Origin of the sequence: Winogradskyella damuponensis, assembly GCF_039538385.1 — a bacterium.
In the GTDB taxonomy this organism is placed as follows: domain Bacteria; phylum Bacteroidota; class Bacteroidia; order Flavobacteriales; family Flavobacteriaceae; genus Winogradskyella; species Winogradskyella damuponensis.
Genome location: NZ_BAABCB010000020.1, coordinates 126,133 through 144,282 on the forward strand (window position 1 = coordinate 126,133; position 18,150 = coordinate 144,282).

The window sequence follows — 18,150 nt, forward strand, 5'->3', positions numbered from 1 at the left end:
CCATCAGGATTTTTTTATGATGAATACAGCGGTACTTCGAGTGAAATTTTCGTTGTTCTGAAAATTTTGTATCAAAACGCTTCAAAATACAGAATCATAATTGACTCAAATTCCCAATTCTCATCAGATTTTAGTAACTTTAAAAACAACAATTCAATCCAATAATCTAGCGATCTAAAAATCTAACAGTCTAAAAATCTAACAATCTAAAAATCCAACATGAAACACATCATCACGGCATTAATTTTCACAGGACTCTTAATCTCCTGCAATTCTTCAGACAAAACAAATACCACCATTCAAAATTCAGAGACAACAGAAACCACAACAAAACCAACACCTACCGAAACTAATAACAACTTTACCGCTATAGATTCTGACGAAGCCTTAATCGCAACCGCATTAATGGCTGCACCTGAAGCCAGCAGAGCAAATTGTAAAGTAATTGGATATAATATGGCAGGTGAATTTGTAACGCTAAAAGAAGGAGATAATGAATTTATTGTTCTTGCCGATGATCCTAAAAAGAACGGGTTCAGTGCAGCATGCTATCACAAAGATTTAGAACCATTTATGGCAAGAGGACGCGCCTTAAAAGCCGAAGGCAAAAAACACCAAGACATTTTTGATATCCGAGAAGAAGAAATGAAGGCTGGTAAATTTACAATTCCTACCGGTGCAACATTACATATCTATTCCGGACCAAAAGCCGAGTACGATCCAGAAACAGCAAAAGTAGACGACGCCAAATTACGTTACGTGGTGTATTTACCGTGGGCTACTGCAGCATCTACCGGTTTACCAGAAGCACCAGTAGCATCTAACCATCCTTGGATTATGAATCCTGGTACACACCGTGCACATATTATGATTTCACCCTTAGCAGACGATAATAAGTAAAACGCAAAGTTAGACTCGTATGGCTACAAACCCTTACTTCTAACCATCCATACACTAAAACCTAACCACACATTATGAAAAAAATCTTGATCGTAATAATCGTAGTTCTTACCTCAAACATCGTAAGCGCACAGTTTGTAAAGGAAAAATCAATAAATGCCATAATCGGATACGGCATTAGCGTACCTTATAATAGCATGGATGATGTAGCTGATCGTGGTCTTTTATTACAAGGAGAACTCGTTCTAAAAGTCCGTTCTTGGTTTGAATTAAGACCTTATGCTGGTCTAATTTTAACGAGTTCAAATGGTAAAGATTTAAACAATAATCCTACCGATGAAATAGCGGAGTCAAAAGCCTTTTTACTTGGAGGAAAAGCAAGACTTAGAGCTCCAATTCCTTGGGTAGCACCCTATCTTGAACTAGGAATCGGAACGTCCATCGGTAAATTTGAAACCCTCACACCCTTGGATAATATTGACAAAGGCGGTATGATCTTTCACCTCCCTATTGCATTCGGTTTGGAATTGGGAAAAAACAATAATGTCGATTTAGGATTTTCCTATTACGACCAACCATCCGTTGAGCAATATGTTGGAGCGATAGCTCTAGGAATCACAATTCCATTGAAAAAATAAGATTTTCTAACAACATACGGTTCTAAATCCGAAATCCAATTCCATACTACAACACTTCAAATCAAAATAGTGTTATACCAAAACGCCCTACATTTTCATGCAAAAAACGCAAATCCCAAAATACAGGTTATAGCGTGGTTATAGCATGCTTATAACAAACTTATAGCACCATTCTATCAGGTTACAACAGGAGCAAATTAGATCTAAACATCACCAAAACTCTTAATAGATCTTTAATAACAACACACATCATATAGCGTTACCTACCTGCTTACCAAAATCCTCGTGAATTTTCTATTTGGTTTTTATTCACTAACTTACAGACCCACAACACACTAATAACCAAACAGATAAACACAGATATCAGCACCAAATTAAACGTAAGATTGAGAAACCATTAAAACCAATAGATATGAAAATCAACAAAAAAAGTATTCCAATTGCAATGGAAGGCCCAGGAACTGTAATGCGAACCCAAGATAACTTTGGAGGAATGACTGTATGTTTTAACGAATTACCTAAAGGAACGGATTTCACCCCCTTACTTAATGGATTAGATAATAATAGTTGCCACTGTCCGCATTGGGGTTATGTGTTGAGCGGAAAACTACTTGTAAAATATGACGACGGAAAAGAAGAAATACTTTCTGATGGTGATGTTTATTATCTACCAAACGGACACACAGCAATAGTTCAAGAAGATGTAAAGCTAATTGAGTTCAGCCCTTCCAAAGAATTTAATGACGTCATGACACACGTTGGAAAAAAGATGGCTGAATTAGGTGGCTAATAAAACCGTCTTACAATACATTACATAGCCATTAAAAGTTTATTATCAATAAGAAGTAGACTATATGATCAATAAACGATGAAAGCCTATTATTTGTAATTGTTTTTTTATCAAAATCTATTAGAAAACTTAAGACGTAAAAACACGCTCAATATAGCACATCATTTTTTTATTATATATTTACTTCTAATACCTACTTATGAATTTGAAAATAAAATAATTATGAAACCCAGACTACCTTACCTTATCACACTATTACTTGCTATTACTATTAGCGCCTGTTCTCCTGAAGAAAATACCAGCATTGCACCAGAAGACACAAATGAATTTATATATAGTAATATAAGCTACCCTTTAACTTCTGCCATAATTAACAACGACAATAATGCTAACAGCCTTGGAATTCGTTTGTTTAACAAAACGAGTTCGCAAATCACTAGCAATGTAGATCTAGACGATATTGCCTATGTGTATTTTGACTTAGGTACTGAAAGCATACAGAATACCACTTATAATAACATTGAAAATTACGCCATTTCAATTAATGGATCTATTGTAGATAGCGAATTTAATCCTGGTACCATACTTCTGTCTAACAATGATCCAGATTCTGATGTCTTTGCACAATCTGGCTCTGTAACTATTACTAATTTCACCGCATATAATATTGTTTTTACGTTTACTTTTACTAGAACCGATGGACAAGTAATTACTGGACGTTATGATGGTAATTATTTAGCACCAAATGGCATCAATTAAACGTGAAATTAAAGACACTATCAACCTAACCGAAACACATATTGCGCCTAGTTTACCACACCCAATTCGATTACAAGAATATAGTGTTGGTCTTTTTAAGTCTGCATTAACGAAGTCAGCATTAAAGAAAGTACTTAAGAAAAACCACATAACGGTTAATGAGCACATAGCGACTTCGGCAACTCTCATAAATGGAGGTGAACACATCACCATTTCTATTCCGAAAGATATAAACCCAACTCACACACTCATTTTTCCGCTCACAGTGTTGTTTGAAGATGATTATTTAGCAGCACTACACAAACCTGCTGGTATTTTGGTGAGTGGTAATACGTTTAAAACCATGGCTAATGCCTTAGCCCAAAATGTAAAGCGAAGTACACGTTATGATGCTGCAAGACCTCAGCCAGTGCATCGCTTAGATTTTGCAACTACGGGAATTTTATTAGTAGGAAAAACAAGCTCAAGCATTAGAGCTTTAAACCAACTTTTTGAAGCTAAAACCGTTCATAAAACCTACTATGCTGTGACTATTGGAGATATGGAAGCAGAAGGTACAATTACATCTAACATTGATGATAAACCGTCACAGTCTCATTATAAAGTCTTAGAATCTGTAGCGTCTAAAAGATTTGGCACACTAAATCTAGTACGTCTAAAACCATTGACAGGCAGACGACATCAGTTGCGCAAACACCTTTATAGCATTAACCATCCCATACTTGGAGATAAAGACTATGGTATTGCAGATTTAATTTTGAAAGGCAAAGGCTTGTACTTACACGCTTATTCTTTAAGTTTTAATCATCCTTTTACAAATGAAACAATGCATTTAAAAGATGATTTCCCTAAACGCTTTAAAAAATTGTTTCCTTCTAAAATAGCAGAAATTATGGCTAATAATACTAGTCTCCATTACTGAGATAAAACCATCTTGTCTATTTTAATGCGCTCTATAAGTATGCTTATTTCATAAAAAAACTTAATACATAGATTTACAAAACGTTAGTTCTTTTGCGTTTAACCTTCGTTAATTAAGATTAAATGCAAAAAACAAGGTTGAACACATCAAAAACCCACCTCAAACACTGATTGTTAATAACTTAAAAAAAACTAAATTTTTTTAATGTTTAATATTTCCTATTTTTAAAAAGCTATAAATCAACTAATTGACATATGTCAATAATAAAAATGGGGAAAACAAATGACAGCCAACGTACAAAACTTAAACGCTGAGCGCTATTCAAATGAAGTATTTGAATTATGGGCCAACCAACAAAATCTGAATAAATCTGAAGATTATTTATTAAAAAAATACATCACTGACACTTCTAAACATGTATTAGAAGCCGGAACAGGAGGCGGAAGACTTTCTTTTTATATTGAAGAAAAAGGATTTAATAATATTTCTGCATTTGATGTGGTACCTAATATGATAGCGCACGCCAAAAAACGAGCGAGCACCAATGACTCTAATATTAATTTTAGTATCTCTGATGCTGCTGTTTTAGAAAATTATGAAAGTAATTCCTTTGACTATTTAGTGTATCTGCAACAAGTACTGTGCTTTATAGATAAAAAAGATTTGTTTACTAATGCACTAAAGGAAGCTTATCGTGTTGCTAAAAAGGATGCTATTGCTATGTTTTCGTTTTTAGATTATGAATCTAAAATATATAATCCTGCTTTAAGTTCTTTCGTAAATGTATTAAGAAAACTGCGAAACGAAGAACAGTCTAGTCGTCATCTTCCTTGGCTAAAAATAAATAATGACATTAATTGGAAACTGTTTCATAAAAACCAACCCAAAACCTATTGGGTAAAACGCGCAGAAATAACGTCGTTACTAGAAGACATAGGTTTTTCTATTGAAGAAGTTAAAAATGCCAATCAGTTTTCAAAAAATACAGGTAAACGTAAAGGTATTCTTTATGTGGTGTGTAAAAAATAGCATAACACAACTAAAAACGTAAAATCAGATTGGTTTTTAACATTTTTTATTACCTTAAACCCTCTAACTAATCAAGTCGGTTTATGAAAAACGTTTTAGCAACCATAATTGGGTTTATTGTCGCATCTCTAACTGTTTACATTTTTGAATCATTTATAGGACATAATTTATTTCCATTACCAGAAGGTGCAAACCCTATGGATATGGAATGGATAACAAACAATATGGATAAAATCCCTATGGGTTCTAAGATATTTGTTGTTATTGGTCATTTTGCAGGTATTATAGCTGGTATGTTTGTTGCTGCTAAAATTTCTAAACAAAGCATGATCCCTTCTTATATTGTAGGTATACTTATGCTAGCAGCAACCATCTTCAATATTATTATGCTACCAAAAGAATTATGGTTTTCACTTTCTGATGGATTGCTAGCTATAGCTGGCTTCTTAATCGGGAAAACGCTGGCTCAAAAACAAATACAGAAAACTTAGTTAAGCAATTTTGTTATTGACGGATTGTAATAATTATTATAATGCTCAATCATAGCACTATAAATCAATAAGGATAAACGCATAAACTAAGTTATTAAGTGGCAGGCAAAATAAGTTTAAGGGATGCAATTTCAATTGGTATTGGAGGCATGGTTGGTGGAGGTATCTTCGCTGTACTTGGTTTAGCCGTTTCCATAGCACATGGAGGAACTCCAATCGCTTTTTTATTTGCAGGTCTATTGGCATTAATTACATCGTATAGTTATGTAAAACTATCCCTAAAATATCCTGACAGAGGCGGCACTGTTAAATTTATCAATCAAGGCTTTGGTGTTTCAATTTTTAGTGGAGCCATTAATAATTTACTTTGGGTAAGTTATATCATTATGCTCTCGTTGTACGCTTCTGCTTTTGGATCTTATGCACCTAACTTATTAGAACTAACACAAAACAAAACCATTGAATTTCATATTTATGCTAGTGCCATTATTATTCTGGCTACTGCGATAAATTACTACAGTATTACTATTGTTGGAAAAATAGAATCTTACGCGGTGATTATAAAACTGATTATTTTAATTGGTTTTATTGGAATTGGTGCTTATGGTCTTATTGGGAATCCCAATATGTCACAATTGGCAATTTCTAATTGGGAAACACCTGTACAATTATTTGCAGCAGGTATGGTGATTTTTGTGGCTTATGAAGGTTTTGAATTAATTGCCAACGCAGCTCCAGATATTGTAAATCCTAAAAAAAATATTCCACGTGCGTATTATTACTCCGTAATTTTTGTAATAATTCTATATATAATCATTGCCATTGTAACTGTAGGCTCACTTCCTTTTGATAAAATAGCAAAAGCCGAAGATTATGTTTTAGCAGAAGCGGCAAAACCCATGTTAGGAAAAATTGGATTTACTATCATTACCATTGCGGCTTTAATTTCTACATTTTCTGCCATTAATGCATCGTTGTATGGAGGCAGTCGTGTTAATTTTGAAATTGCCGAAGATGATGAATTACCACATCACTTTACATCTAAACTATGGAATCAACCCATTGGTTTACTTGTCACAGCGATTGCGACATTAATTTTAGTGAATATTTTAGATTTAGAAAGTATATCCACTGCCGGAAGTGTTGGGTTTATACTCATTTTTGGCATCGTTAATTTTGTGGGTTTTAAAACCGCTAAAGACACGAGTAGTAATAAAATAATTCCGTTAGTGGGTTGTACGCTTTGCGTATTAGCTTTGGTGACATTAATTAATCAACAGTACAAATCCAACCTTACAGGTGTGCTCGTTTCTGGGGCAATTATTGCTTTATGCTTTATTGCGGAATGGATGTATAAAACTTCTGAAAAGAAAGCTTAATATAGCTTCAATAGTAAATTAGGATCAGGACAATTCTCTTTATAAAATTCTAAATCTAACAAACTACTCACTCCAGGATAATCTCCTTTACATTCTTGGATATCCTTTATAATTTGAAAATGTAAATGCGGAGGATAATCACCATTGATCTCTGCCGTTCCAAGTGTTGCGATTTGGTCTCCTTGGGTCACTTCTACTCCAACGTCTAAATCCTCAATAGATTCTAAACTAAGATGACCATAGAGTGTATAAAATTCAAATTCTTCAATGTGATGTTTCAAAACAATAGTTGGTCCGTAATCACCATAATTGGTATTGTTTTTAAAACTATGAATGGTTCCTGATAAAGGCGCAAAAATTGGAGTTTCGGCTTCTATCCAAAGATCCAATCCTAAATGAATGTTACGTTCCGTGTCAGAATTTGTTTGATTAAAATAATTACTACGTTGGTAAATCGCTCGTTTTTCTAGGTAACCTCCATAAGCGATTTTGGCATTGTTGGTGTTTATATGATTCCAGATGAATTTTTCTAAATCCTTAGAATTAGAAACATTAACAGCCTTTAATTCTGAATTATCAACGGATAAATCTAAAGGCATATATAATGCTTTTGGTATTGAAGGATCCACTAAAGGATGGACGTCAAGGGACTGTAAGAAACTTTCAAAAGAAGAAAATAGCATAAAAACAAAATTTCCATAAAAATAGGAAATCTATCTTATGGAAAACAGGAAGAGTAAACAGATTCTAAAAATGTTAGATTCAGTATTGGTTGCTGAGCAAAGCCAATGTATTAATTAATAATCACATTACTAAATTTAGCATTCACCATAATATTTCGGTTAGAACTTTGTCCATCTGGATAATTGCGAAGTGTTTTTTGTGTTGTTACTTTATTATTGTACCTAGAACGGTTGCCTTTAAAATAAAGGGTATAATCTATATCTTTTGGTAAATTAATAAGCGCATCGCTATTTTCTAAAACCAAATTGAGATTTTTAAAAGTGGCACTTAAATTGGAAATTGTTAAATCGCCAAAACTCCCATCAATAATAGCCGTGTCTATTAAATTACCTACCGTTACATTAGACGATTTAGAATTTAGCACTAAATTTTGAGCCGTTTTAATCTGAGCTTTATCCACAAAATTGAGATTTAAAGTCCCCAAATTCCAAGTATTCACCATTACCGGAGAATAGGATACATTGATGGAAGTCTCGCTTCCATCAATGTATTCTGCTACTAAAAATGAATGTGAAATATCACCTTTCATATTGTGTATTGCAGATGTTATTTTTAATTCACCATGTCTAATATTAGTCTTTAGTTTGGCTTTCTTAGGGATTCTAATTTTAATCACCTTTTTTATTTTACTATTGTTTCCCGATTCTAATCGCTTCATATAAACAGAAGTTCTTCTATCCGCTAGATGTTCATGTCGCTTGGCAAGTGCTTCCTGTCTTTTCTCTAAAGACTCACCTCTTTTCTCCATAGCTTCTGCCCGTTTTTCCATTTGTTTCTCCAAGCGCTCTCCCCAAACTTCCATTTTTTCTTCCCATTCTTTTCCGAATTTTTCACCAAATTCCTCACCCCATTTCTCTATATCCTTACCGTACTTTTCTCCAAATTTCTCTCCCCATTTCTCCATATCCTTCGCCCATTTACCTTCAAAGCGTTTGGCATAGTCTTCTCCCCATTTTTTCATTTTTTCTTGGTAACCCGATTCCCCAAACTTCCGTGCCCAGTCTTCCATTTTTTTCTGAAATTCTTTTCCACCTTGCTTTTCATACTTTTTACTCCATTCTGCTAAGTACTTTTCACCATCTTTTTGGTAACGGTCATAATCAAATTCTATAGTAGTTACTCCTTTTGGTAAGGTTGGTAACTTTGGCATCACTGGCATGTCGGGCATCTCTGGTACCATTGGCATTTCTACTAGTTCTGGTAGCATTGGCATCATTGGCATTTCTGGCATTTCTGGTATTTCTGGTAATTCGATTAATTGGTACTCTAATTCTTTTAAGGCATTAGAATACTCTGAATGCGGAAATAATGCAGAACTGCTTCCTCCTGTTGAAGATATAAGCACGCTGTTACTTGAGCCTTCTACTTTTAAATTCCAGTTTTCTAAAGCGTCTTTTAATTCGGCATCAGATAATTTATCGCCTTCAATATAAGCCTCAACGCCTACCACATCTTTGTTCCATGTATCTATTTCTATCTCTACATAACTAGTATTTAAATCGACAACGACCTCTTTGTTCACTTTGATCGATTGCGATGTTTTAGTCATCTTTTTTTGTGCAAAACCCAATGTGGTTATTAGGCACATTACTAAAATTCTAATGTTGTTCATAATTCTTGATTTTTAAAAATACCCAGAACAACTGAGTAAATTCTGTTCGTTTTTTGATTTGATTGATTGATTGATTGATTGATTGATTGATTTTATACAACTTTAAATACAATGTTTTTCTAAACACGTTCTTCAGAAAAGGCATCGTCATTAAACTCTTGTAATTTATCTTTTAGTCGCATGACTAAATTGAGTCTAAATTTTAAATTATTAATTAAGGCATCTAAAGTGGCTTCATTGGGGCCATTGGTATTTAACTCAATGGTTAGTGTTTTGTATTCATCATTTAACTCTTTTAGCCGTTCCACATAACCATCAAATAATTCCTTATTCTCTGGGGTGAGTTGTACTTTAGATAATTCTAAATTAATACTGGCCAAATAATAATCTTCCACTTTTTTTAAATCTGGTGAAACATCTCCTAAGGATTTCATTTCGGTATTAACAACCTTTATTGGTTCTACCGATTCTACAGGAAGCTTTAAATACTGATAGCCACCATAACCTAAACCTAACAGCAACACAACACTTGCAGCGATATTTAAAATCTTTAATCTGCTGGCTGATTTTTGCTCCTTTGGAAATTCATTTTCTAATTTTTGAAGAAAACGTGCTTCATGACCTTTAGACATTTTTATATGTTGATCTTTTTGGTCTTCTTCAAATAAATTTCTAAGATCTTGTCCCATTCTTTTTTAATTTTAAGGCGTTCTTTAATTTTTGTTTTCCTCTAGATAACTGTGTCCGCGATGCGATTTCAGAAATATTCAAAATTTCAGCTATTTCTTTATGGTCGTAACCCTCTATTAAATACAATAACACCACAAATTTGTATTTATCAGGCAAGATTTCTATCGCTCGTTTTACATCTTCAACTGTAATATCGTCTTCAACAGTCCAATCATCTTCGTTATTATCTTCAATAACATTCAAATGATACGCTTCTAATTCAACTATGCGCTGTTTTTTCGACTTTAAAACATCAATACATTTATTAATAACAATCCGTTTTAGCCAAGCTCCAAAACTAACTTCAGCTTTAAAATGCTCTAATTTTGAAAATGCATTTATAAACGCTTCTTGTACCACATCTTCTGCTTCCATCGTATCTTTTACAAATCGAAGTGCCACGATAAGCATGCCGTCACAGTATTGATTGTACAATTGCATCTGCGCTTGTCTATCATTCTGTTTGCATTTTTCAACAATATGAATTTGAAACGTACTGATTTTGGTTCTGTTTTTTGATTGGTTACACATTAAAGACGACACAAAAATTGAAGTGTTGCAAGAATCGTCAATAAAAAATTCAATTTTATAAGATTTACATAAAATTCAACGTTTGACATCTATAAAGTTAGGGATTTGAATTATCTTTAAATCTTGAATGCATAAGTTTGTATTCTAAATTTTTAACCCGAATTATTTAAGATTAACAACTATGTTAAAACGCCTCCTTATTTTCTTATCCATTTTAGCTTTAGGCTTGCTATTATATTCTGCATTTGTTGAAAATATTTTTTCACCTCGTTTAAGCCCGAAAGATTCAGCTGAAATTACACTTAACGATTTAAACTTAAAGGTAGAATACAACAGACCATCAAAACGTGAACGTATTGTTTTTGGAGCACTTGTACCTTTTGAAAAAGTATGGAGAACTGGGGCAAACGAAGCTACCACTTTTGAGACTAACAAAGATTTGATAATAGAAGGTATCCTTTTAAAAAAAGGAAAATATACCATTTGGACTGTTCCTATGGAACAATCATGGAAAGTCATGTTTAACACTAAACAGTATGATTGGGGTGTTAATGAAAAAATGGAGCCTATGTGGGATCCTAACTACGATGCCTTAGAGATTGAAGTTCCAACACAACAATTAGACGAAACAGTAGAAAAATTCACCATCGCTTTTGATAATAAAACAGGGAATTTAAAATTAACTATGGCTTGGGACAATACCTTAATTGAAGTGCCCATAGAAGAGCGTTCTAATACAAAATCTTAACCTTTTTACAACTTTATTAATAAAAAAGTGGCTAAGACCAATAAAACATATCAATCTGCTTTACAAGAACAAGATGGTGTTGAATCTCCTGACAGTTTAAGTGCCAACGTTGCTAAAATCATAAAAGCAAATCGTAAAAAACAACCTTCAGTAAAAGATTTAGTTTCGGGTATTACTTCAGGAAATATAACAGCTTTAAGTAGAGCTATTACCTTAATTGAAAGTACAAATCCTACACATTCAAAAAAAGCAAACGAAATAATTACCAAATGTTTACCCTATGCCAATAAATCTATAAGAATAGGTATTACTGGAGTGCCTGGTGTAGGCAAAAGCACCTTTATTGAAGCTTTTGGAATTCATTTAACGACTTTAAATAAAAAAGTTGCAGTCTTAGCTGTTGACCCAAGTAGTAGCTTAAGTAGAGGTAGTATTTTAGGTGACAAAACCCGAATGGAAGATTTGGTAAAAAACCAAAATGCATTTATAAGACCCTCACCTTCTGGTGATTCTTTAGGTGGTGTAGCTAGGAAAACACGTGAGACTATAATTTTATGTGAAGCTGCCGGTTTTGACACTATTATAATTGAAACCGTTGGTGTAGGACAAAGTGAAACAGCCGTTCACAGTATGGTAGACTTCTTTTTATTATTAAAATTAGCAGGAGCTGGAGATGAGCTGCAAGGTATTAAACGCGGTATTATAGAAATGGCAGATGCCATAGTAATTAATAAAGCGGATGGAGAAAACATAAAAGCCGCAAAATCTGCAAAAGTAGAATTTAATAGAGCATTGCATTTATATCCTGCAAAAGCCTCGGATTGGTCGCCAAAAGTATCTTTATGTAGTGCTCTTAAACGTGAAGGCATCTCTGATGTTTGGACTATGATTGAAGATTACACCAAAACGACTTCAGAAAACCAATATTTTGAAACTAACAGAAATAATCAAAATAAATTTTGGTTACTCCAAACTATAGAAGACCGTTTAAAATCTAAGTTTTATAATTCAGCTAAGATAAAAGTTGAATTACCAATGCAAATCGCTTTAGTTGAAACAGGAAAAACAACGCCTTTCGCTGCCGCTGAATACTTACTTTCACTTTAGAGCAAAATAGAAAAGGTTTTTGTTTTAACTTAGATTACAAAACGAAGAAATAAGCTTACAAAGTCGGAATTAACGCATATATCTTTTAATAAGATAATTGTGCAACTTATAAAACCCAAAACCAGATAAAGCTCCAAAAGTTAAACCACATAACAAATCTAACGGATAATGTACTCCAACATAAATGCGACTATAAGCCACAACTAAACTCCAAAGTATTAAAACATATATAAGATTCTTAAAATAAGGTTTTAATATTAGACCAGCGAAAATCGCAGCAGCCATGGAATTGGAGGCATGTCCTGAGAAAAAGCCATATAAACCACAACGAGGCGCTATAAAACGTGTAAAGTCCATCACTCCTTCTGCTCTACAAGGCCTTGGACGCTGAAAAGTATACTTAAAAAGATTCGTGATTTGATCGGTAAATGTGATCATAGCTGCAATAACAAAGACCATTAATAGCAATGTTTTCCAGCCGTATTTTTTAAAAATCACATATAATAATAGAGCATACAACGGAATAAAAGTTAGCTTATTGGTTATAACTAACCATAAACCATCCCAAGACTCAGACCCTAAATTATTAAGGAACAAGAAAAGTTCTTCATCGTATTGTATAAGTTGGTCTAGCATTACTCGTCGTATCTCGCAATTTCTCTATCGTAGAAATCTGTTGCTTGTTGAATGTAGTTCTCAGTTTCCGTTTCTAATTCTTTTTCATCGTGCTGATCGAATTCTTCAAACCATTCTACCTCATCATTTTCAAGATTAATAATAAAACGAGGAAATTCTGTATGTATAATAAATATGGCATTAGGATAATCTGTATTGTCTCCTAATATAAATTTTGGTAGTTCCATTTTTTTTGAATTGTGTATTTAAAAACCCGAAGCTTTCCGAATTTAAGTTACAAATATATAGATTTTGAATGAGCTACTCGACTAATATTAAAATATCAAAACACCAATAAAAATCACCCGTTAGTTAGATGATTTAACTATAAGTTTCTTAGTCAGCAAATTAAATCTAATAAACAAGAGAATAGCGGCTACAGTTAATCCTGCAATTAATCCAATCCAAATACCAAGACTTCCATAAGCTTCTGCTTTCCCTAAATAATAACTAATAGGAAAACCTACAACCCAATACGAAATAAAAGTAATTATGGTTGGAATTTTTACGTCTTGTAAACCACGTAAAGCGCCAAGTGCAATAACTTGAAGACTATCACTTATCTGAAAAACAGCTGCTGTTAATAATAATGTAGCTGCAATCTTTACGACTTCTGCTGTATCTACTGCATTTTCAGGATCATCTAAATCGACATACAAATCAGGAAGCATTTGATGAAACGCCACAAAGAGTAAGGCAAAAATCACCGCAAAAATAAAACCGACTAAGAATATAGATTCTGCTATACGTTTTAAAGCTTTAAAATCTTTTAATCCTTTTTGATTTCCTACCCTAACCATAGCAGCAACGCTCAATCCTGTTGCCACCATAAAAGTCATTGAGGATAAATTTAATGCAATTTGATTAGCTGCTTGAGCATTTGCCCCCAATGTTCCACTTAACCATATAGCTGCCGTAAAAATACCAACTTCAAAAAACATTTGCATAGCACTTGGCAGTCCTAGATTGCTTAGTTTTTTAATAGGCTGTTTACTTAATTGAAAGAACTTTAGATTAGTCACATACGCTTTCGATTTTTCGCGTTTAGCTAGCAACCACCATAAATAAGCTACCATAACAAAACGAGAAACTAAGGTTCCAACTGCGGCTCCAACTATACCCATTTCAGGAAAACCAAACTTTCCAAAAATCAACACATAATTAATAGCGACGTTTAGTAAATTGGCAACTATTGTAGCATACATAGGGTATTTGGTTAGCGACAAACCATCACTAAATTGCTTAAATGCCTGAAAAATGATTAATGGCACTAAAGAAAATGCCACCAAGTCTAAATAAGGAATAGCCAAATTCACGACTTCTTCTGGCTGATCCATAATATACATCAAAGGTTTAGCAAATAATAAGATGCCAAATAAAATCAATCCTAAAACTGTACAAAGAAAAAGGCCATGTTTAAACACTGACTTTCCTTTTTCAAAATTTCCTTCAGTATCAGCTTCTGCCACTAAAGGTGTAATGGCTGTGGAAAAACCAATTCCTATAGACATGGCAATAAAAATAAAGCTGTTACCTAAAGATACTGCTGCTAATTCTGCTGCACCTAATTGGCCTACCATGATATTGTCTATAAAGCTCACAAAGGTATGACCAAGCATACCCAACATCACAGGAGATGCGAGCTTAAGATTGTATCTAAATTCTTTAGTGTAGTTGCTTAAAACCATGGCGCAAAAGTAATACTTCCATTTAGTTTTAAGAATGAATAATTTGGTAAATGATAAGGGGCTTTTAAAATTTTAACAGGTCTTTATAATTCTCAAAATAAAAGGTTATTAATCAATTCTTTTAGCTTGTGTTAAAAAAGATAAACCTTGCTGACCAGACGTAGAAGTCATCACTCCTTCAAAAATGGGTTCAGGGCAATTTTTAGGTGTTTTCCAATCAAAAATAAAATTACCACCTGTACCACCTGCATCATCTACTTCGTTGATAATAATATCTATGGTTTCCATAGGAGTTAAATAAGCAGGTTTGTCAATATACGTTTTTAACAAGGCGCCATGTGTATCATAATAGTCGACTTTAGACAAATAAATAGTGTCTTTAGCACTTGTATTTCTTATACTTATCATCGCTGTAAGATTATACGTTTTGTGCTGTGAATAACTATAGATTTGAGAATAAACAGACAAATATGATTTCCCCACTTCTAACGAATCTGAAGGTTTTATAGTGGCTTCTCTGGCGTTCCAATTAACTTTTTCATATTCTTCCTTACCTAAAATATCATTGCAAGAGTAAAAACCAAAAAGCACTATAAGTAAAGTTATTATTTTTTTCATGATGTGATATTTGATATATGATAGGTTATAAAATAATAGATTGGAAGTTAATTTAATTATAGCGATAAATTTTAAAACTGCAAATAAAAATTAAATAATATTAGTTACGAAGCTAAAGTGAAATACCAATCTTAACCTATTAAAGCTTGATTAAGTATTTCTTTTACATCACTTAAGCTATCTTCATTATCTAATAGAAGCACTAGAGTATCATTAGCTTCAATAACTGTAGAACCTCCCGGACGCACAAACTTATCATTACGCTTAATCATTACAATAAATGCAGACTTAGGAAAATGTAAATCTATAATTCGTTTGTCTACCGCAAAACTATTAGGTGGTATTAAGATTTCTTCCATTGCTGATTTAGGCAAGTTAAGAATATAACGATCATTCTCTGCAATAGGTTTTACTTCTTCTGGCAACGCCACATTTAGCCATTTTGCAAAAAGCGATAAGGTTGTTCCTTGAATTAAAACAGAGGTTACAGAAATAAAGAAGACAATATTAAATATCATATTGGCTTTATCAATGCCTGCCAAAAGCGGATAGGTGGCAAACACTATAGGAACGGCACCACGTAACCCCACCCAAGAGATATAAAACCGCCTTCTCATTTTCATTTTAAAAAAGATGAGACTTATAAATACCGCAACTGGTCGTGCAACAAGAATTAAGAATACTGAAATTAACAATCCTATGCCCATATAAGGAATAATATGCGACGGAAAAACAAGTAAGCCTAAGGTAAGGAATAATACAATTTGCATTAACCATGCTATCCCATCAAACATTTTAAGAATTGTAGATTTATGGATTAAATCTTGGTTTCCTAAATACACTGCACATATATAAATGGCGAGAAATCCATTTCCTCCAACAAAATCAGTTGCAGAAAATGTAATAAACATTAGCGCAATTACCAAAACAGGATAAAGCCCTTCAAAACCTAATTTAATTCTATTGATAATAATCTTACTCAATTTACCAAAGGCAAAACCAGCAATACCACCTAAGATCATTTGCTGAAAAAACATTAGAACCATGGTAAAAACACTCTGGTCTTGATTAATAACTAAACTTAAACAAGCCAACGTTAATACATAAGCCATGGGATCATTACTTCCACTTTCTAACTCTAATGTTGGTCTTAAATTTGTTTTTAATGCTAAGTTTTTGGAACGCAAAATAGAAAAAACAGCTGCTGCATCTGTAGAAGACACAATAGATCCCAACAACAAACTTTCATAAATAGTAAAATCGGTAACAAACCAAACAAAGACACCAAGAGTTGCTGCGGTAAGAAATACTCCTAGAGTAGACAACACCAAACCTTCTTTAAGAATGGGTTTTATGGCTTTAAAATTGGTATCTAGACCACCAGAAAACAATATAAAGTTAAGAGAGACAATACCTATAAACTGTGCTAATTTAGGATCATCAAAACGAATACCACCAATACCGTCTGAACCGGCTAACATCCCTATTGCTAAAAAAAGTATTAATGTTGGTACTCCAAATTTATAAGATGTTTTTCCTACTATAATACTTATAAAAAGTAAAAGAGAACCTATTAAGAGGATGTTTTCAGTGGTTAAATTCATACGCTACTAGTTAAAATTAGTAAGCACAAATTTAGGTTTTTTATTAAAAAAAAATAAGTAATTAAGCGTTTTAAAATGTAGTAGTTCAATAATTTATCAACTTATAAAAAACAAGGTTAAATTCAACAATTTTAATAATATTAAACCACTTTAATTATGAGACTTATAGCTGTTTAAGCGTGTTTAATTTAAAAACTATAATGCACTTAACATTTTCTTGGCTTCCTCAAACTCACTTATCATATTATCAACAATTGCTGCCACAGGTTTTACATCATGAATTAAACCTGCTATTTGGCCTATCTCAAGCTCTCCATCTTCTAAATCTCCTTCAAACATACCGCGTTTGGCTCTAGCTCTACCTAATAATTCTTTAAGTTGCTCTGGTGTTGGGCTCGTTTTATAAAGTTCTTGTAGCTCGTTATAGAATTTATTCTTTATTAATCTCACAGGAGCTAATTCTTTTAAAGTAAGCTGCGTGTCTCCCTCTTTAGCATCAACTACAACTTGTTTAAATGCTTGGTGTGCTGAAGATTCTTCACTCGCTACAAATCGGCTACCCACTTGTACTCCATCAGCACCTAGCACCATACAAGCTAACATGGCTTTTCCTGTGGCGATACCTCCTGCTGCAATTAACGGAATTTGAAGTTGCTCTTTTACCATTGGAATCAACGTCAAAGTCGTAGTTTCATCTCTTCCATTGTGTCCTCCCGCTTCAAAACCTTCGGCTACAATGGCATCTACTCCTGCTTCTTGTGCTTTTAATGCAAACTTCACACTACTAACCACGTGCACCACTGTAATACCTTTGTCTTGTAACCATTTGGTCCATGTCTTTGGATTTCCTGCAGAAGTAAAGACAACTTTTACACCTTCTTCAACAATAATATCCATGATTTCCTGAACATTTGGATATAACATTGGTACATTAACACCAAATGGTTGATCTGTTGCAGCTTTACATTTTTGTATGTGTTCTCGTAAAACATCTGGATACATAGAACCTGCGCCAATTAAACCTAAGATTCCTGAATTACTTGCTGCAGATGCTAATTTCCAGCCGCTATTCCAAATCATTCCCGCTTGAATAATTGGATATTTTATATTGAATAGTGATGTGATTCTATTTGCCATATTCTAAAATTATATCTGTTATAATAGTGTATAAATTTCGGTAATTCAA

Annotated in this window: 20 protein-coding genes; 10 read left to right on the forward strand and 10 right to left on the reverse strand. The window is 33.4% G+C overall.

The genetic code is table 11. From position 1 onward, the window contains the following. Positions 1 to 219: 219 nt before the first annotated feature. The 8 genes from ABD730_RS12400 to ABD730_RS12435 all read left to right on the forward strand — a co-directional run bounded on the left by ABD730_RS12400 (position 220) and on the right by ABD730_RS12435 (position 6,908). Positions 220 to 900, forward strand: coding sequence for a hypothetical protein (locus ABD730_RS12400; RefSeq protein ID WP_344715054.1), 681 nt, complete (start codon positions 220 to 222; stop codon positions 898 to 900). 74 nt (positions 901 to 974) lie between these two features. After that, positions 975 to 1,538 (forward strand): hypothetical protein, encoded by a 564-nt coding sequence (locus ABD730_RS12405; RefSeq protein WP_344715056.1) that lies wholly within the window; start codon positions 975 to 977, stop codon positions 1,536 to 1,538. Positions 1,539 to 1,950: 412 nt separating this feature from the next. Next, positions 1,951 to 2,328, forward strand: coding sequence for a cupin domain-containing protein (locus ABD730_RS12410; protein ID WP_334470089.1), 378 nt, complete (start codon positions 1,951 to 1,953; stop codon positions 2,326 to 2,328). Positions 2,329 to 2,550: 222 nt separating this feature from the next. Further along, positions 2,551 to 3,087 (forward strand): hypothetical protein, encoded by a 537-nt coding sequence (locus ABD730_RS12415; protein ID WP_344715059.1) that lies wholly within the window; start codon positions 2,551 to 2,553, stop codon positions 3,085 to 3,087. Then, positions 3,074 to 4,009 (forward strand): RluA family pseudouridine synthase, encoded by a 936-nt coding sequence (locus ABD730_RS12420; protein WP_344715062.1) that lies wholly within the window; start codon positions 3,074 to 3,076, stop codon positions 4,007 to 4,009. Before ABD730_RS12415 ends, ABD730_RS12420 begins: the two co-directional genes overlap by 14 nt. A 282-nt stretch (positions 4,010 to 4,291) precedes the next feature. Further along, positions 4,292 to 5,038 (forward strand): class I SAM-dependent methyltransferase, encoded by a 747-nt coding sequence (locus ABD730_RS12425; protein ID WP_344715064.1) that lies wholly within the window; start codon positions 4,292 to 4,294, stop codon positions 5,036 to 5,038. An 83-nt stretch (positions 5,039 to 5,121) separates the two neighbouring features. Next, positions 5,122 to 5,529: a hypothetical protein gene (locus ABD730_RS12430; RefSeq protein WP_115817482.1), complete on the forward strand. Its 408-nt coding sequence runs from the start codon at positions 5,122 to 5,124 to the stop codon at positions 5,527 to 5,529. Between the two features lie 98 nt (positions 5,530 to 5,627). Beyond that, positions 5,628 to 6,908 carry an APC family permease gene (locus tag ABD730_RS12435; RefSeq protein WP_344715069.1) on the forward strand — a complete coding sequence of 427 codons (1,281 nt, stop codon included), beginning with the start codon at positions 5,628 to 5,630 and terminating at the stop codon, positions 6,906 to 6,908. Here ABD730_RS12435 and ABD730_RS12440 read toward each other — a convergent pair. From ABD730_RS12440 to ABD730_RS12455, 4 genes are all read right to left on the reverse strand, one after another. Continuing rightward, positions 6,905 to 7,591 (reverse strand): peptidoglycan DD-metalloendopeptidase family protein, encoded by a 687-nt coding sequence (locus ABD730_RS12440; RefSeq protein WP_344715071.1) that lies wholly within the window; start codon positions 7,589 to 7,591, stop codon positions 6,905 to 6,907. The genes ABD730_RS12435 and ABD730_RS12440 overlap by 4 nt on opposite strands. A 110-nt stretch (positions 7,592 to 7,701) precedes the next feature. Then, entirely contained in the window at positions 7,702 to 9,264 is a 1,563-nt protein-coding gene (locus tag ABD730_RS12445) for a hypothetical protein (RefSeq protein ID WP_344715073.1), read from the reverse strand. A 119-nt stretch (positions 9,265 to 9,383) separates the two neighbouring features. After that, complete coding sequence (locus ABD730_RS12450) at positions 9,384 to 9,953, reverse strand: hypothetical protein (RefSeq protein WP_344715075.1); 570 nt, start codon at positions 9,951 to 9,953, stop codon at positions 9,384 to 9,386. Beyond that, positions 9,937 to 10,524 carry an RNA polymerase sigma factor gene (locus tag ABD730_RS12455; RefSeq protein WP_344715078.1) on the reverse strand — a complete coding sequence of 196 codons (588 nt, stop codon included), beginning with the start codon at positions 10,522 to 10,524 and terminating at the stop codon, positions 9,937 to 9,939. The genes ABD730_RS12450 and ABD730_RS12455 overlap by 17 nt, the downstream gene beginning before the upstream one ends. Before the next feature lie 181 nt (positions 10,525 to 10,705). On the opposite strand from ABD730_RS12455, the gene ABD730_RS12460 reads away from it, so the two are divergent. Together ABD730_RS12460 and meaB are read left to right on the forward strand one after the other, a co-directional pair. Then, positions 10,706 to 11,272 carry a DUF2911 domain-containing protein gene (locus tag ABD730_RS12460; protein ID WP_334470066.1) on the forward strand — a complete coding sequence of 189 codons (567 nt, stop codon included), beginning with the start codon at positions 10,706 to 10,708 and terminating at the stop codon, positions 11,270 to 11,272. A 27-nt stretch (positions 11,273 to 11,299) separates the two neighbouring features. After that, positions 11,300 to 12,379 (forward strand): methylmalonyl Co-A mutase-associated GTPase MeaB, encoded by a 1,080-nt coding sequence (gene meaB, locus ABD730_RS12465; RefSeq protein ID WP_334470064.1) that lies wholly within the window; start codon positions 11,300 to 11,302, stop codon positions 12,377 to 12,379. Between the two features lie 69 nt (positions 12,380 to 12,448). Here the strand turns inward: meaB and ABD730_RS12470 are convergent, their stop codons facing one another. The 6 genes from ABD730_RS12470 to ABD730_RS12495 all read right to left on the reverse strand — a co-directional run bounded on the left by ABD730_RS12470 (position 12,449) and on the right by ABD730_RS12495 (position 18,101). Then, complete coding sequence (locus tag ABD730_RS12470) at positions 12,449 to 13,015, reverse strand: phosphatase PAP2 family protein (RefSeq protein WP_334470062.1); 567 nt, start codon at positions 13,013 to 13,015, stop codon at positions 12,449 to 12,451. Continuing rightward, the gene (locus tag ABD730_RS12475; RefSeq protein ID WP_215924224.1) at positions 13,015 to 13,242 is read right to left on the reverse strand and encodes a hypothetical protein; all 228 of its coding nucleotides are present in this window, start codon (positions 13,240 to 13,242) and stop codon (positions 13,015 to 13,017) included. The genes ABD730_RS12470 and ABD730_RS12475 overlap by 1 nt, the downstream gene beginning before the upstream one ends. A 120-nt stretch (positions 13,243 to 13,362) precedes the next feature. After that, a complete protein-coding gene (locus ABD730_RS12480) occupies positions 13,363 to 14,742 on the reverse strand; it encodes an MATE family efflux transporter (protein ID WP_334470059.1) in 1,380 nt (459 codons plus the stop codon). Between the two features lie 108 nt (positions 14,743 to 14,850). Next, on the reverse strand, positions 14,851 to 15,360 hold the full coding sequence (locus tag ABD730_RS12485; RefSeq protein WP_344715083.1) for a DUF3124 domain-containing protein: 510 nt from the start codon (positions 15,358 to 15,360) through the stop codon (positions 14,851 to 14,853). Between the two features lie 131 nt (positions 15,361 to 15,491). Then, positions 15,492 to 16,964, reverse strand: a complete 1,473-nt coding sequence (locus tag ABD730_RS12490; protein ID WP_344715085.1) for a potassium/proton antiporter — start codon at positions 16,962 to 16,964, stop codon at positions 15,492 to 15,494. A gap of 195 nt (positions 16,965 to 17,159) precedes the next feature. Continuing rightward, positions 17,160 to 18,101, reverse strand: coding sequence for an NAD(P)H-dependent flavin oxidoreductase (locus ABD730_RS12495; RefSeq protein WP_344715087.1), 942 nt, complete (start codon positions 18,099 to 18,101; stop codon positions 17,160 to 17,162). Positions 18,102 to 18,150: the final 49 nt, after the last annotated feature.

What these genes read in the sequence shown, in the direction of transcription:
- ABD730_RS12400 (WP_344715054.1), top strand. Translation starts at nt 220, where the DNA reads ATGAAACACATCATCACGGCATTAATTTTCACAGGACTCTTAATCTCC.
- ABD730_RS12470 (WP_334470062.1), bottom strand. Translation starts at nt 13,015, where the DNA reads ATGCTAGACCAACTTATACAATACGATGAAGAACTTTTCTTGTTCCTT.
- ABD730_RS12495 (WP_344715087.1), bottom strand. Translation starts at nt 18,101, where the DNA reads ATGGCAAATAGAATCACATCACTATTCAATATAAAATATCCAATTATT.
- ABD730_RS12405 (WP_344715056.1), top strand. Translation starts at nt 975, where the DNA reads ATGAAAAAAATCTTGATCGTAATAATCGTAGTTCTTACCTCAAACATC.
- ABD730_RS12455 (WP_344715078.1), bottom strand. Translation starts at nt 10,524, where the DNA reads ATGTGTAACCAATCAAAAAACAGAACCAAAATCAGTACGTTTCAAATT.
- ABD730_RS12440 (WP_344715071.1), bottom strand. Translation starts at nt 7,591, where the DNA reads ATGCTATTTTCTTCTTTTGAAAGTTTCTTACAGTCCCTTGACGTCCAT.
- ABD730_RS12420 (WP_344715062.1), top strand. Translation starts at nt 3,074, where the DNA reads ATGGCATCAATTAAACGTGAAATTAAAGACACTATCAACCTAACCGAA.
- ABD730_RS12430 (WP_115817482.1), top strand. Translation starts at nt 5,122, where the DNA reads ATGAAAAACGTTTTAGCAACCATAATTGGGTTTATTGTCGCATCTCTA.
- ABD730_RS12480 (WP_334470059.1), bottom strand. Translation starts at nt 14,742, where the DNA reads ATGGTTTTAAGCAACTACACTAAAGAATTTAGATACAATCTTAAGCTC.
- ABD730_RS12410 (WP_334470089.1), top strand. Translation starts at nt 1,951, where the DNA reads ATGAAAATCAACAAAAAAAGTATTCCAATTGCAATGGAAGGCCCAGGA.
- ABD730_RS12415 (WP_344715059.1), top strand. Translation starts at nt 2,551, where the DNA reads ATGAAACCCAGACTACCTTACCTTATCACACTATTACTTGCTATTACT.
- ABD730_RS12490 (WP_344715085.1), bottom strand. Translation starts at nt 16,964, where the DNA reads ATGAATTTAACCACTGAAAACATCCTCTTAATAGGTTCTCTTTTACTT.
- ABD730_RS12475 (WP_215924224.1), bottom strand. Translation starts at nt 13,242, where the DNA reads ATGGAACTACCAAAATTTATATTAGGAGACAATACAGATTATCCTAAT.
- ABD730_RS12485 (WP_344715083.1), bottom strand. Translation starts at nt 15,360, where the DNA reads ATGAAAAAAATAATAACTTTACTTATAGTGCTTTTTGGTTTTTACTCT.
- ABD730_RS12445 (WP_344715073.1), bottom strand. Translation starts at nt 9,264, where the DNA reads ATGAACAACATTAGAATTTTAGTAATGTGCCTAATAACCACATTGGGT.
- ABD730_RS12460 (WP_334470066.1), top strand. Translation starts at nt 10,706, where the DNA reads ATGTTAAAACGCCTCCTTATTTTCTTATCCATTTTAGCTTTAGGCTTG.
- ABD730_RS12450 (WP_344715075.1), bottom strand. Translation starts at nt 9,953, where the DNA reads ATGGGACAAGATCTTAGAAATTTATTTGAAGAAGACCAAAAAGATCAA.
- ABD730_RS12425 (WP_344715064.1), top strand. Translation starts at nt 4,292, where the DNA reads ATGACAGCCAACGTACAAAACTTAAACGCTGAGCGCTATTCAAATGAA.